General features: G+C 37.3%; 11 protein-coding genes and 1 riboswitch. Of the genes, 4 read left to right on the forward strand and 7 right to left on the reverse strand.

Translation table 11 applies throughout. The annotated features are described in order from the left end of the window. Positions 1-71: 71 nt before the first annotated feature. The gene (gene ileS / locus F8M42_RS07685; RefSeq protein ID WP_182185729.1) at positions 72-3,182 is read right to left on the reverse strand and encodes an isoleucine--tRNA ligase; all 3,111 of its coding nucleotides are present in this window, start codon (positions 3,180-3,182) and stop codon (positions 72-74) included. 453 nt (positions 3,183-3,635) lie between these two features. Then, positions 3,636-3,765, forward strand: a riboswitch (cyclic di-AMP (ydaO/yuaA leader). An 11-nt stretch (positions 3,766-3,776) separates the two neighbouring features. On the opposite strand from ileS, the gene F8M42_RS07690 reads away from it, so the two are divergent. The 4 genes from F8M42_RS07690 to F8M42_RS07705 all read left to right on the forward strand — a co-directional run bounded on the left by F8M42_RS07690 (position 3,777) and on the right by F8M42_RS07705 (position 8,491). After that, positions 3,777-4,439: a C40 family peptidase gene (locus tag F8M42_RS07690; RefSeq protein WP_182185730.1), complete on the forward strand. Its 663-nt coding sequence runs from the start codon at positions 3,777-3,779 to the stop codon at positions 4,437-4,439. A gap of 348 nt (positions 4,440-4,787) precedes the next feature. Then, positions 4,788-6,209 (forward strand): histidine kinase N-terminal domain-containing protein, encoded by a 1,422-nt coding sequence (locus F8M42_RS07695; RefSeq protein WP_182185731.1) that lies wholly within the window; start codon positions 4,788-4,790, stop codon positions 6,207-6,209. 5 nt (positions 6,210-6,214) lie between these two features. After that, complete coding sequence (locus F8M42_RS07700; protein ID WP_182185732.1) at positions 6,215-6,799, forward strand: ANTAR domain-containing response regulator; 585 nt, start codon at positions 6,215-6,217, stop codon at positions 6,797-6,799. Between the two features lie 231 nt (positions 6,800-7,030). Further along, the gene (locus F8M42_RS07705; RefSeq protein WP_182185733.1) at positions 7,031-8,491 is read left to right on the forward strand and encodes a pyruvate carboxylase subunit B; all 1,461 of its coding nucleotides are present in this window, start codon (positions 7,031-7,033) and stop codon (positions 8,489-8,491) included. Positions 8,492-8,695: 204 nt separating this feature from the next. Here F8M42_RS07705 and ftsH read toward each other — a convergent pair whose 3' ends face one another. The 6 genes from ftsH to F8M42_RS07735 all read right to left on the reverse strand — a co-directional run bounded on the left by ftsH (position 8,696) and on the right by F8M42_RS07735 (position 14,899). Beyond that, positions 8,696-10,675, reverse strand: coding sequence for an ATP-dependent zinc metalloprotease FtsH (gene ftsH, locus F8M42_RS07710; protein WP_182185735.1), 1,980 nt, complete (start codon positions 10,673-10,675; stop codon positions 8,696-8,698). 92 nt (positions 10,676-10,767) lie between these two features. Further along, positions 10,768-11,304, reverse strand: a complete 537-nt coding sequence (hpt, locus tag F8M42_RS07715; protein ID WP_182185737.1) for a hypoxanthine phosphoribosyltransferase — start codon at positions 11,302-11,304, stop codon at positions 10,768-10,770. A 54-nt stretch (positions 11,305-11,358) separates the two neighbouring features. Beyond that, positions 11,359-12,726, reverse strand: coding sequence for a tRNA lysidine(34) synthetase TilS (gene tilS, locus F8M42_RS07720; RefSeq protein WP_182185739.1), 1,368 nt, complete (start codon positions 12,724-12,726; stop codon positions 11,359-11,361). Positions 12,727-12,798: 72 nt separating this feature from the next. Then, on the reverse strand, positions 12,799-13,254 hold the full coding sequence (locus F8M42_RS07725; protein ID WP_182185741.1) for a S1 RNA-binding domain-containing protein: 456 nt from the start codon (positions 13,252-13,254) through the stop codon (positions 12,799-12,801). A gap of 92 nt (positions 13,255-13,346) precedes the next feature. Then, a complete protein-coding gene (gene ftsL / locus F8M42_RS07730; RefSeq protein WP_229711302.1) occupies positions 13,347-13,625 on the reverse strand; it encodes a cell division protein FtsL in 279 nt (92 codons plus the stop codon). A 110-nt stretch (positions 13,626-13,735) separates the two neighbouring features. Continuing rightward, on the reverse strand, positions 13,736-14,899 hold the full coding sequence (locus F8M42_RS07735) for an MGDG synthase family glycosyltransferase (RefSeq protein ID WP_182185745.1): 1,164 nt from the start codon (positions 14,897-14,899) through the stop codon (positions 13,736-13,738). Positions 14,900-14,995: the final 96 nt, after the last annotated feature.

Consider the following 14,995-nt stretch of genomic DNA (forward strand, 5'->3'; position numbering starts at 1 on the left):
CTATTGTCAGCTGCCAAAAAATCCGCGGCAACTATTCTGCACCGCGGATTTTTCTCGTAGATCATATATATTTATTTTACACCCAATGTTACCGTTTCACCGTTTATATTCCATTCTTTACTAAAACCATCCATTTTATCAGTGTCAATCGTATTAGCCAAGACAATTTTTTGTATTTCGGCACCGTTGTTTGTAACAATAGCAGTAATTTTTTTACTGCCTCTGACATATACCGCTATACGGTCAGTCACTTCAAAGCCATTTTCCTTGCGCATAGTTTGAATCTTGCTAATTATTTCGCGCACAAAGCCTTCTTCAAGCAGTTTTGCCGATAAAGTCGTCGCAATAGCTACTGTTACTTTATTATAAGATTCGGTAGCAAAACCTTCTGTCTGTGTAACTGATATTTCCAAGTCTTCACGCATCAAAACAAATTCACCGGAAGCTAATTTTATTTTTAGACAACCATTTTTATCCAGTTCTTCTTTAGCTGCATGGCCATTAAGTCCTGCGAGGACACTCTTTATTTCATTAATCTGCCTACCGGCCTTGGGTCCAAGAACTTTAAACTGCGGCTTAAAACTATAGGATAAATATTCTTCCATATCATCTTTAAATTCAACGGCTTTAATATTAAGTTCATCGGCAACAATTGCTTTATAAAAATCATTCAATATAAATGGTGCCTTGACAAACATCTGTCCCACCGGCTGACGATTTTTTATGTTAGCCGTATTACGTGCGGCACGCCCCAATGTCACTATTTCTAATACCAGCTCCATATTTTTTTCCAGTTCCCTATCAATATAGGTTTCATCAACGACAGGAAAATCACATAAATGTACGCTTTCTTTAGCATCGGTATAAGAATTTCTGACGAGATTTTGATAAATTACATCCGTGACAAACGGAATCATCGGTGCAGCAAGTTTAATAAATGTAGACAAGGCTGTATACAGTGTCATATAGGCATTGATTTTATCCTGTGTCATATCCTTGCCCCAGAAACGTTCACGACTGCGGCGAACATACCAATTAGACAATTCGTCAACAAATTCCTGCAATGCCTTAGCTGTTTCTGTTATACGATATGATGAAAGATCATCATCAACGATTTTTATTAATGTATTGAGACGCGATAATAACCATCTATCCATTATTGATAATTTATCATATTCCAATTTATAATCAGCCGGCGTAAATTTATCAATGTTTGCATACAACACAAAAAATGCATATGTGTTCCATAATGTCCCCAGAAACTTCCGCTGCCCTTCCTGAACCGCATCATCATGGAAACGATTTGGCAGCCACGGTGCACTATTTTCATAAAAATACCAGCGGATAGCATCAGCACCGTGTTTTTGCAATGCGTCCATCGGTTCCACGGCATTTCCCTTGGACTTACTCATTTTCTGTCCGTTTTTATCCTGTACATGCCCTAGAACAATCACGTTCTTATATGCCGGCTTATCAAATAACAGTGTTGATATAGCTATCAAAGAATAAAACCAGCCACGCGTTTGATCAACCGCTTCAGATATAAAATCAGCAGGAAAAGTTTTTTCAAATAAAGCTTTATTTTCAAACGGATAATGCCATTGAGCAAAAGGCATTGCTCCAGAATCAAACCAGCAATCAATTACTTCCGGAACACGATGCATTTGTCTGCCGCAGTGTGGACATTTTATAGTTACCGCATCGAGAAACGGTCTGTGTAATTCAATATTATCAGGACAATTACTTGACATTTGTTTCAATTCTTCTATTGAACCAATAGAATGCTGATGACCACATTCACATTCCCAGATATTTAATGGTGTCCCCCAGTAACGGTTGCGACTTATACCCCAATCCTGTACGTGCTCGATCCAATCTCCAAAACGTCCCTTTCCAATTGTTGGCGGAATCCAATTCACCATATTATTATTTTTTATAAGCTGTTCACGTACCGCTGTCATTTTTATAAACCATGATTCACGGGCGTAATAAATAAGCGGTGTATCACAACGCCAGCAATGCGGATAACTGTGTTCAAAATTAGGGGCAGCGAACAACAGTCCTTTTTCCTTCAAATCTTTCAATATAAGAGGATCAGCTTTTTTCACAAATACACCTGGCCAATCTGTTTCAGCAGTCATGCAGCCTTTTGAATCGACAAATTGGACAAATCCAATATCATACCGGTGGCATACGCGGGCATCATCCTCACCAAATGCCGGCGCCATATGGACTATTCCTGTCCCATCAGCCGTTGTTACATAATCATCGCAAGTGATATAAAAAGACTTTTTCTTGATTTTTCCTATAGCATACGAATATAAGGGCTCATATTCACGATATTCCAGATCTTTCCCCGTAAGTCTTTCTAAAATGACCGCATCTTCGCCCAATACTTTTTCGACAAGCTGTTCAGCCATATAATAAATGTAATCATTGTGTTTTACCTTGACATATACGACTTTGGGATTAACGCACAATGCCAGATTAGATGGCAGCGTCCATGGTGTTGTTGTCCATGCAAGAAAGTAAGCATCTTCATCCTTGGCCTTAAATCTGACTATTGCAGAGCGTTCTTTTACATCCTTATACCCTTGTGCTACTTCATGTGAAGAAAGCGGCGTACCACAACGCGGACAGTAAGGAACAATTTTATGACCTTCATATAATAAGCCTTTTTCCCAAATAGTTTTTAAAGCCCACCATACTGACTCAATATATTTATTATCATAAGTAACATAAGGATTGTCCATATCAGCCCAGTAACCGACTGTTCGGGAAAATTCTTCCCACATTTCTTTATATTTCCATACACTTTCTTTACATTTTTCAACAAATGGCCCTATGCCATAATTTTCTATCTGGTCTTTACCATTGAGACCCAGTGATTTTTCTACTTCCAGCTCTACCGGAAGACCATGGGTATCCCAGCCGGCCTTACGTACTGTCTTATATCCCTTCATTGCCTGGAAGCGAGGAATCATATCTTTTATAACCCGCGTCAGTACATGTCCGATATGCGGTTTCCCGTTAGCTGTCGGCGGTCCGTCATAAAACGTAAAAATATCACTGCCGTCACGCTGATCAATACTTTTTTGAAATATATCATTATCATTCCAAAATTTTTCGATATTTTTTTCATGTTGGGTAAAGTTCAAACTGGTCTCTACTTTTTTATACATAAAATAATTCCTCCATTTGAAATTGAATCAATACCATATGATTCAGCAAATAAAAAAGCTTTCACCCAAAAACAGGATGAAAGCTATGCTCATCATTGTACCACCTATTTCACATACTGACATATGCAGCCCATTTAACGGTGAGAACCGGTCTAAACTTACTAAAACATATAAAAATATGCCATTCAGCTGACAGCTCAGGAGTGATCTCTTAAAATATTCATCAGCACCGGTCTTTCACTATCACCAGTTCGCTATAGCTTTTTATAAATTAAGCCGTCTCCATCAATGCTTTTATTATTATGGTAGATATGATATCACAAAACATTTATAAATTCAAATAGGATATTACATCTTTACTATCTATTTTTATGTTAAAGTAAATTATCAGATAAATTAATAAATTTAGACTTGATTTTTTTTGCTATTTCGGTTAAAATAAATGCTATGAGTACTTTATAAACCGAATCCAACTCAGGAGCGGGGGAACCAATTTTGGGGTGAATGTTGTTTTTTACAAGGGCCGGTTTCTTCTTCTGTCCCTAATCCGACAGCTAACCTCGCAGGAAAAAAAACAAAGAGAGGAGTGACCTTTTGAGTAAGATATTACGCTTAACTGCGTTATCAATGTTATTTATGTGTTGGTTTGCCGTTGCCAGTGCAGATGCTTTTCGTGCTGGAGACCAGGGAACACAGGTAGCAGAGATTCAGGGGGAACTTGCAAACTTAGGTTATGATGTTGTCGCTGACGGCGACTTCGGACCAGCTACACAGGAAGCTGTTAGAGAATTTCAGGCGTCTGCCGGTATAGCTGCAGACGGATTGGTTGGACCACAAACGTATCAAGCATTAATGGGACGGGCAATGCCTCAGGTAAGCCGCGGATCAAATTACTATGCACGTCGGATTATTCAATCATCCTTCCAGTACATAGGTGTTCCATACGTGTTCGGCGGTACTACACCAAATGGTTTTGATTGTTCAGGATTTACTCGTTATGTATTTGCCAATGCCGGTATTTCATTGCCGCGTACAGCTGATGCACAATATGAAATGGGAACACCGGTATCCTATGATGATTTAGCACCTGGTGATTTAGTGTTTTTTTCAACTTACACTTATGGAGCTTCTCATGTAGGAATATATATTGGTGACAGTAAATTCATTGATGCTTCCACCAGTCGTGGTGTAGTTGTTGATTCGTTGAACAATGGATACTGGAGCTCTACTTATATAGGTGCCCGTAGAGTCATATGATGTGATTAGATTAATTGGAGAGGAAACAGCGTTTCCTCTTTTTTTATTCGGCATCTTTTTTATTAAAATTAAAGCATAAAATATTAAACTGTGCTCTTGCAACAGATTTTTATTTTATGCTTTTGTTATTTCAAATAAACTTTTCAATGTATTTTATACCTATTTCGCATTTGCTATAATGGTGTTATTTTTGCTATAATATGTAAAATAATATTTTATAGTATTACTATATTTTCTAAAAATGATAAAAAATAATACTATCAACAATATTAAACTTATTTTATTATGTTAAACAGTTTATGTCTGCTGTTTAACATAATATTAGTTTGGAGCTGATGTTGGATAATCATGACTAATAATAACTTACTTGAACTTTGTCGCAATACTACCAATCTCAGTGCCACACAAATAAATCTTCTGCAGCGTATCGAGCGAATTCTACCTTTTACCGCTGATTTGACCATGGCCAATATAGGATTATTTGTATACGCTAAAAGCAGTGATAAATTTCTCATAGCAGACTATATTAAACCACATACAGCATACACCCCTTTTCATCATAGCCGGATTGGTTGTTTTCGTAAAGTTCAAGAAGAACCGTTAATAAAATACACTATGGAAACCGGTAAAAGCATGCAGGGGAAAAGAGAATGGAGCTGGGGCAAATTCATCGAAATGCACACAGAAGCTATTTTTGACTCTTTTGGCGTAGTAGCCGTTGTAAGTTTTGAAATGCAGCCCACTGTTGCTAAAGTAGATGGTTATTCTTATTTATACAAAACAGCCTGTTCCTTACTGTCATATTCACATAAAACACTTGATATTTCCATGTTTCATCCACTTGCATCAAGTGATGGTATTATAATAGCTGATAAAAATAACCGTATTGTATTTGCCAATTCGGCCGCCATAAAAATTTACAACATCTTAGGTGTAAACAATCTGATTGGCTATCATCTATTTGACCATCAACTATCGCACCGAATAATAAAAGAAACTATATCAAGTGACCGGCCATATGAAAGAGAACTGACTGCCGACAGCATAACCATTGTAAAACGGGATATCCCGATACAATCCGGCGGCAGTCTCATCTGTCGGATTGTGATTGTTTCAGATGTTACCGAAGTAAGGAAAAAAGATAAAGAACTTCTAATAAAATCTGCCGTCATTCAGGAAATACATCACCGTGTAAAAAACAACTTACAGACTATTGCCAGTTTGCTGCGTCTGCAGGCGCGCCGCACACAATCACAAGAAGTAAAAGATGCCCTTAAGGAAAGTGTCAATCGAATACTCAGTATATCAGTAGTACACGAATTCCTGTCACAACAACAAGATGAGGTTATTGATGTCACTCAGGTAACTAAAAATATTTTAACTCTTATTTCCCAAAACATGCTGCGTCCCGACTTTAATCTCACTACAAAATTTTCTGGTGGAACAATAATGCTACCATCCCAGCAGGCGAGCAATTTAGCGCTTATTGTAAATGAATTGATCCTAAATTCATTAGAACATGCTTTCTCACACGTTCATGAAGGAACCATCGGTTTAACTATAACACGTACTACTGATAAATATATTCTCGATTTATACGATGACGGACCCGGTCTGCCGGAAGGATTTGAAAAAAAGCAATCAAAATCACTCGGACTTCAGATAGTAAAAACACTTATTGAAGATGATATGAATGGCAAATTTGAGCTTTATAACAGCAATGGAACTCATGCTAAAATAACAATTCCGCAAAATATTAGGAGTGATTAATTCCAATGAATAAATTAAAAATCGTCATTGCAGATAATGAATCCATTATCAGGATGGATCTGAAAGAACTATTAGAGGAAGCTGGGCATAACGTTGTTGGTGAAGCCTCTAACGGGAAAAAAGCTGTAGAATTAACAAAAAAATATCTACCTGACCTGGTGATAATGGATATAAAAATGCCAGAAATGGATGGCATAACTGCCGCTAAGATAATTGGCGATGAAAAATTTGCCCCGGTTCTCTTACTTACCGCTTTCAGCCAGGCCGACATCGTGGAAAAAGCTAAACATTCCGGTGTACTGGCCTATCTAGTAAAGCCTGTAAGAGAGGACAATCTTTTCCCGGCTATGGAAATTGCCCTGACTCGTTTTAAGGAAATACAACAATTGGAACTGGAACTTTCCGATGTTAAAAATTCTTTAGAAATGCGCAAGACCCTGGACAGAGCAAAAGGCATACTAATGGATGCTTATAATCTCAGTGAATCAGAAGCATATCGCCGTATTCAGCAGTACAGTATGGCAAAGCGCAAAACAATAAAAGAAATTGCCGAGGCAATAGTTCGTTCAACAATAAAAAACCGACCTTAAATATTGTTTACAATTATCTAATAACTCAGTACAATAAATTATATTTATTGTTTAGATAAATATTGTTAAAAAAATCACATTAACGATTGACAACGCAAATAATAATATCTATACTGTATTTAGGCTGTTTAGTAAAAATATTCATGGAAGAATTATACTATTTTTACTTACAATAACAATGCGCATTACAATTCAATTGTATACTAATAAAAGGAGTTGTTTTTTTTAATTATGGCAAAAGTTAAGATTACTGAAACAGTACTACGTGATGGTCATCAATCTCTTTTAGCCACTCGTATGAGCCTCGCTCAAATGCTTCCTCAACTGAGCGCGCTTGACGCGATTGGTTATAAATCTCTTGAAGCATGGGGCGGTGCAACATTTGACAGTTGTCTGCGTTTTCTAGATGAAGATCCTTGGGAACGTCTCGATACTTTAAAAGCTAATCTGAAAACTCCTATTCAGATGCTGCTGCGTGGCCAAAATCTTTTGGGTTACAATCATTATCCTGATGATGTTGTCCGTGCTTTTGTAAAAAAAGCTGCCCAGCATGGTATTGGTGTATTTCGTATTTTCGATGCCCTTAATGACACTCGTAATTTAAAAACAGCCATTGATGCCGCTAAAGAAGCAAAAAAAGAAGTAGAACATTCCGTTGAAGTACAAGGTTGCCTGGTTTATACTATTGGTGGTCCACATACTACAAAGGAATTTGCCAAATTAGCTAAAGAACTTGATCATATGGGTGTAGATTCTATCTGCATTAAAGATATGTCCGGTCTATTAAAACCATATACGGCTTCTGAACTTGTCAAAGAACTTAAAGCTGCTACTAAATTACCGATTCAACTCCATACTCACTGCACCAGCGGCTTTGGCTTTATGACTTATTTAAAGGCCATTGAAGCAGGTGTTGATGTAGTTGACTGTGCATTATCACCATTCTCTATGGATACTTCCCAGCCTTGTACAGAAACTATGGTAGCTACACTCGAAGGAACTGAGTACGATACTGGTCTTGATCGTAAGGCTATGACTCCTATCGCTAAGTATTTCCTTGGTGTGAAACAGGATATTATTAAGAAATTCCATCTCAAAGGCTACTTTGATGTTAATCCTAATGTTCTTGATTTCCAGATACCGGGCGGTATGCTTTCTAATCTTGTAAATCAACTGAAAGAACAAGGCATGGAAGACAAATACCAGGATCTGCTTGATGAAATGCCACGTGTCCGTGCTGATGTCGGCTATCCTCCTCTCGTTACTCCTTCAAGCCAGATCGTTGGTACAATGGCTACAATGAATGTAATGACAGGAGAACGTTACAAGATGGTGCCAAAAGAATTTAAAGACTTAGCTCGTGGTAAATTTGGTCATACTCCTGCGCCAGTCAGTCAGGAATTGCTTGACAAAATCGGTATAAAGAAAGAAGATCTTATCACTTGCCGTCCTGCTGATTTACTTGAACCGGGTATGGCCAAATTCAAGACTGAATTGGCTGGCAAAGGTTATCCACATGCCAGTGAAGAAGATATATTATCTTACGCGCTCTTCCCTCAGGTTGCTGAAGAATTCTTTAAAAAACGCACTGTTAAGAAGCTTGCCGGACTTGGCCGTGCCAACGCCAGCGATGAAGATGTATTGCTTTATAATCTTGACCCTAAAGTGGCTGAAAATTTCTTTAAAGCTTGATTTAAAATTTGATAAGTATTATTTTTCTATATAAAAGAGCCCTGCCATCACGGCAGGGTTCTTTTTTGTCTATATATACTGTGTCTTTATTGAACTTTACTAATCAAATCTGGTCAGCAGTCTATAAAAGTCTTTATAAAAAAAGCGTTGTAATATTATACTGCCATATTACAACGCCAACTTACTGTACAAATTTTTATTTTCTTACTTGTTATTTGCCGTTACATTATAATCGAACTTAGGTGTACTATCTACCGCTTTCCCATCAGATTTAGCTGGTTGAGCAACTTCATCAGTATCAGTTGCTGAAATTGGTTCATCATTCCCGTTTAAATTTGTCGTATTATTATCATCGTTATTTTCATTATCTTCATCTTCACTCAACTTACCTGTTTCCATGAGTTCCTTTAATTGAGCAGCAGATAATGTTTCATGTTCAATAAGCTTTTTAGCCAATAAATGAAGCTTATCAATATTTTCCACAATTAAAGTGCGACATTCTTCATAAGCCTCTTCAATATACCGGCGCACTTCCTTATCAATTTCACAGGCGACTTCTTCACTATAATTTCGTTGATTATTAAAATCACGTCCCAGGAATACCTGATGATCATTACCCTCACCAAATGATATTGGTCCTAATACGTCACTCATACCATACTGCATAATCATATCTCTGACTATACGTGAAGCCTGTTTAATGTCATTTTGAGCTCCTGTGCTGATTTCCTTGAGAATAACTTCTTCTGCAACACGACCACCCAGCGTAACCTTTAATTGATCAACTAACTCGCTGCGTGTACGATAAGAGCGATCTTCCTTTGGTAAACTCAACGTATAACCACCAGCACGACCACGCGGAATAATAGTAACCTTATGAACCGGATCAGCATTCTTCAGCAACAATCCGACTAATGCATGCCCTCCTTCATGATAAGCAGTGAGTCGTTTATCTTTGTCACTTATAACTTTTGATTTTCTTTCCGGGCCGACCATCACTCGCTCAATTGATTCTTCCAACTCACTCATGCCAATTGTTTTCTTATCACGACGAGCCGATAATAGTGCTCCTTCATTTATTAAGTTGCTTAAATCAGCCCCTGTAAATCCAGGTGTCTGTCGAGCCAAAATTCCCAAATCGACATTCTTATCCAAAGGTTTATTTCTGGAATGTACCTTCAAAATAGCCGTACGTCCCTTTATATCAGGACGGTCAACTACAATCTGTCTGTCAAAACGACCTGGACGTAAAAGAGCCGGATCCAATATATCAGGACGATTAGTAGCAGCTATAATAATTATTCCCTCATTGGCTGCAAATCCGTCCATTTCCACTAACAGCTGATTCAGCGTCTGTTCACGTTCATCGTGCCCGCCGCCGAGGCCGGCGCCACGTTGTCGTCCTACTGCATCAATTTCATCGATAAACACAATACATGGAGCGTTCTTCTTAGCCTGATCAAATAAATCTCGTACACGTGAAGCCCCTACACCGACGAACATTTCCACGAAATCAGAACCGCTTATGGTAAAGAACGGCACTCCTGCTTCACCTGCAACAGCCTTAGCTAAAAGTGTTTTCCCTGTACCTGGAGGGCCAAACAACAACACTCCTTTAGGAATACGCGCCCCTAAATCATTAAATTTTTTCGGATGTTTAAGAAACTCCACCACTTCTTCTAATTCTTGTTTAGCCTCATCAGCACCAGCCACATCATTAAAAGTAACTTTTACCTTATTATTATTCATCTTTGCCCGGCTTTTACCAAAAGACATTACTCGGTTACCGCCGCCTTGTGTCTGTTGCATAATGAAGAACCAGACACCAATTAGAAGAAGAATTGGCAAAATAGACGTAAATATAGTAGTCCACCAAGGTGTATCAGGTGGATTTTCCGCCTTTATATCCACACCATTTGCCGCAAGTTTTGTCAACAATGAATTGTCACTATTAGGATACGTCGGAACGATAGTAGTAAATTCCGTTCCATCGGACAATGTTCCTGTTATAGTATTATCGAGAATAGTCACTTTTGTGATATTTTTCGCATCTACCTGCTGTAAAAACGCAGTGTAATTTATTTCCGGTTTTTTTGTAGTATTATTATGAAAATAATCTATTATTGAAAATGCTATCAATATGATTAACACATAGAAGCCAGCATTCCGCAGAAACTTATTCAATATTTAATCCTCCTTATTATAGTACCTTATTTGTATAAAGCCTATGGAACAACATTATATCATCAAATATTGTTTTTCTCAATTCCCTAGCACTAAGCGTAAACTGATTTTTTTAAGACGCCAATGTAAGGCAGATTACGATATCGACTCGCATAATCAAGCCCATATCCAACAATAAACTCATCTGGAACATCAAAACCTATATAATCTCCCGTAAGATCAGTTCTTCGTCCTTCAGGTTTATTAAGCATAGCGCAAAGCTTCACACTAGCAGCTTTTCTATGTTCAAAATTATTTTTTAAATATTTTAAAGTCAATCCTGAATCTATAATATCTTCCACTATTATCACATGTTTATTCTCTATATCAGTATCAATATCCTTCAAAATCCTTACAGTTCCACTTGTTTTTGTGGTAATACCATAACTCGATGCTGCCATAAAGTCAAATTTTACGGGAATCTTTATCTCTCTTATCAGATCAGCAAAAAAAACAATAGCCCCTTTTAAAATTCCAACTGTAACTATTTCCTTACCAGCATAATCAGCACTTATTTTTTCACCTAATTCGTGAACACGTGCCTGTATCTGTTCTGGAGTAAACAAAATTTTTTCTAAATCACTGTGCATTAAAATCCGCCTTTCATTTATGGGGTTTTATAGAGCTATTATTTATAAAGCTTATTATATTATAGTGAGTTTTACGAGATCAACAGTTGCCGCTGTAGGAATATAACGATTGTCCTGCTGAATCCCTGCAACCCAGACAATTCCTCCCGCATCACAAACCAATGGTATTTTATCTCTTTTTTCGCGAGGTATTTTATTATCAATAAACAAATCTTTTAACTTTTTACGTCCATTCATTCCCTTAGGATAAAAAAAATCACCATTTTTTCTAAATCGTACAAACAGCGGTACTTGTAATTTACCGATATCGACATAGCACTCATTTCTACCGACTGCCACTTTATTAAAAGATGTTTTTTCAGCAATTATACGGTTTTCACCACCGGCCAGATTTAATTCTCCTGGTATTGACAATTTTAATGGACTAGTTTCTTGAACATTTATTACAACGACTGATGTAACTATTAATTTATCATATTCTACTTTAATTATTACACCATGTGGTAAATTAATCTGTGAACCTGTTCTTGCTTGTTCTATTAAAGACAGCGCGGCTTCTATATGTACACTTTCTATATCTTTCAATCCGGTATGCAGTCTTGTGACTGCCATTCGAACTATTTCCCGCTGTATTGCAATATGCTGCTGCTTCAGCGTTGTTATATTTATACTTATCCGGTCGGTTTGATTTATTGTACATTGCTCATACACTTTTGTTGCATATTCCACAACAAAATCATTCATATCCCTGATTAAAGCCGCTGAGCGAACAACAGACATCTCTATATTAGGATTATATTCATGCAGCAGCGGCAATAATTTCAAACGGACATTATTGCGAGTATATACCAATTCTTCATTCGTAATATCATGCCGTGGCAACAATTCGTGATTTTGGCAATATCTTTCTATTGCAGTGCGTGAACAATTCAAAAGCGGCCTTATTATTCCGTTAGACTTAGGCTGCATACCTGACAATCCCGGTGCCCCTGCACCTCTTACAAAATGCATTAAAACAGTTTCTACCTGATCCCGGCGGTTATGCGCCACAGCAATAGAATCACAATTAAGTTTTTTGCTCATATTATACAAAAATCTATACCTCAGTTCACGTGCCGCAAGTTCTAAAGAAATTTTACGTTGTTGAGCATACCCGCATGCATCAACATTACATAAATAAAATGGAACGTTATGATTATGACAAAAATCTTTCACAAAATCAGCATCATCAATTGATGATGCCCCTCTAATACCATGCTCAACATGTGCCACAAATAATTTTAAATCAAACTTTACTGCCAGCCGAAGAAATATATGTACCATACACAATGAATCAGGTCCGCCAGAGCAAGCCAGCAAGATACGATTTCCCATGGAAAAAAGATTATATTTTTTGTTAAATCTCAATACTTGTTTTAACATTTTTCTCCTGAACTATCCATCTACATATAAAAAGCACCCCATAAAATAAGAGTGCTTTAGGAAAATCAAAAATTATTCATAATGGCGTGAACCGCGTCCACCGCGCTTCGAATCAGTTTTTTTCCGCAAATCCGTAAGCTTCTCATCACTATCCTTCAAAAATCTGGATAATTTATCTTCAAAAGAGACCGGTCCTAAACTGCTCTGCCGGCGAAAATCATTATTGTTTTTGCGCGGTACAAATTTTGTTGAAGCCATATGAGGCTTAGATACAGCAGCCTGTTGGAGAGGTTTTTTTTCTTGAAGTTGCTTTATAGATAGTCCAATCTTATTGCCGTCTATTGTCAGCACTTTAACTTTTACTTTATCATGTTCTTTAAGAAAGTCATGCACATCTTTAACGTATACATCGGCAACTTCTGATATATGAACCAAACCTACTTTGCCTCCGGGTAATTCAACAAACGCACCAAAGTTTGTTATCCCCGTTACCGTACCTTCAAGTACATTGCCAACTTCAATTGACATAAAATTATTGAATCCTCCTTAAATTTAAGCCATATTACTCGTATTATACCCTTAGAATATTAACAGTGTCAAGATAATAAACACTTTATCCCCTATTTTTTATTAGAAGAAACATAAGGAATTTCATCTTTTTTAGTCATGCCTAATTCTTCCCGGGCAATTTTTTCTATATACTGGGGATCTTCCAAGGCCTCTTTTTCCTGTTTAAGTTCTGCATTTTCCTTTTTTGCCTTTGCCAATTGTTCATCAACAGCAATACGCTCTTGTGTTATATTATTTATGTATATCTGTTGTTCAACAGCAACATATATAAAGTAACCGATAACTGCGACAGTAATAACGATAAAAATATTAAAGCGCCGTTTTTTCACTGTAGTCACTTCCTGATTCAGACGCTCCTGTTGCCTGATTGTATATTAATCGACTGCTACAATAACATTATATAGATTTTTTGGCAACAGGTAAATAGCTATTGCCAAAATCAATGACCATATTTGCTTAAACAATTCGAATTATCGTCATGTCCGTCCATATATCCAGTTATTATATCCACTATTTTTTTAGCTGCATAGGGTTGTTTAAGAACTTTCGCTTTCTGTTTCATCCATGCCAACCGTTCTTTATCTGTCAAAAGCTCCTTTACTGTCTCTCCGATAGCTTCTTTTTTTTGCACCCACACAGCCACACCATGTTCTGCTAAATAAGCCGCATTTTCCGATTCCGGCCCGGGAATAGGTGCATGAAGAAGCATCGGCAGTTCTTTTGCCATAGCCTCACTTATCGTGAGAGCACCAGGTTTACTTATCAACAGTGAAGATACTGTCATCAACTCATTAATATTATGTGAATATCCCCACACTTTTATCAAATGGCGTGAATGGGTTATATAACAATTAACTTCCGACCATAAAGAAAGATTAGCCCCTGCTACCACCAAAATCTGCATCGGTAATGATAATTTTTCCAGCTCTTCCAGCGCGTACTTAATACCGCCTAACCCAAGTCCGCCTCCCATAATGAGAATTATGGGCATATTCGCAGAAAGATCAAACTTCTTCAATAGTATTTCTCTGTCATATGTATCACTAAAAACACGATGTATCGGAATTCCTGTTACCTGAATGCGTTTCTCATTTATACCTCGCTCAATGAGCTGGCGTTTCATACCATTATGAGCAACAAAATACATATCCACATTCTTATAGATCCAAATTTGATGCAGGCAAAAATCAGTTATTACCGTAAAAAGACTCACATCAAATCGTTTTTCCCTTTTCAAGTAAGCTGCAGCCGCACAAGGAAAAGGATGCGTACAAATTATAATATCAGCGTTATATTTTTTAATAAGAGACACCATATTGTGTTTCATAAAGTATGCCAGCAGCATCTGAACCGAAGATCCCTTCAGCCGTCCTGATGTAAATTTATATAAGAACTCATAAAGATTTGGAACAAGCTCCAGCATTTTAAAATATATTTCCTTCATCAAGTCATTTATATAAGCTGTTTCTAGTGACATAAAATCCACTACATTAATATTGTCAGCAGGATAGCGTCGTTTTAACTCATTACCAACCGCAGATGCTGCTTTATTATGTCCTGATCCTATAGATGCTGTAACAATAAGGATATTTTTTTGTGTCATGTCTGACTCTTCCTCCAACCTGCCGATACGGAAGGCAGAATTGACGTATTTATGTGCAAATTAATAATTATAAACACCTCTAAAAATATACAGCAA

The sequence above is a fragment of the Pectinatus frisingensis genome (genome assembly GCF_014076555.1).
In the GTDB taxonomy this organism is placed as follows: domain Bacteria; phylum Bacillota; class Negativicutes; order Selenomonadales; family Selenomonadaceae; genus Pectinatus; species Pectinatus frisingensis.

Bases quoted from the DNA above. Each gene is read 5' to 3' on its own strand.
- ileS (WP_182185729.1), bottom strand. From the start codon at position 3,182: ATGTATAAAAAAGTAGAGACCAGTTTGAACTTTACCCAACATGAAAAA.
- F8M42_RS07695 (WP_182185731.1), top strand. From the start codon at position 4,788: ATGACTAATAATAACTTACTTGAACTTTGTCGCAATACTACCAATCTC.
- F8M42_RS07700 (WP_182185732.1), top strand. From the start codon at position 6,215: ATGAATAAATTAAAAATCGTCATTGCAGATAATGAATCCATTATCAGG.
- F8M42_RS07705 (WP_182185733.1), top strand. From the start codon at position 7,031: ATGGCAAAAGTTAAGATTACTGAAACAGTACTACGTGATGGTCATCAA.
- hpt (WP_182185737.1), bottom strand. From the start codon at position 11,304: ATGCACAGTGATTTAGAAAAAATTTTGTTTACTCCAGAACAGATACAG.
- tilS (WP_182185739.1), bottom strand. From the start codon at position 12,726: ATGTTAAAACAAGTATTGAGATTTAACAAAAAATATAATCTTTTTTCC.
- F8M42_RS07725 (WP_182185741.1), bottom strand. From the start codon at position 13,254: ATGTCAATTGAAGTTGGCAATGTACTTGAAGGTACGGTAACGGGGATA.
- F8M42_RS07735 (WP_182185745.1), bottom strand. From the start codon at position 14,899: ATGACACAAAAAAATATCCTTATTGTTACAGCATCTATAGGATCAGGA.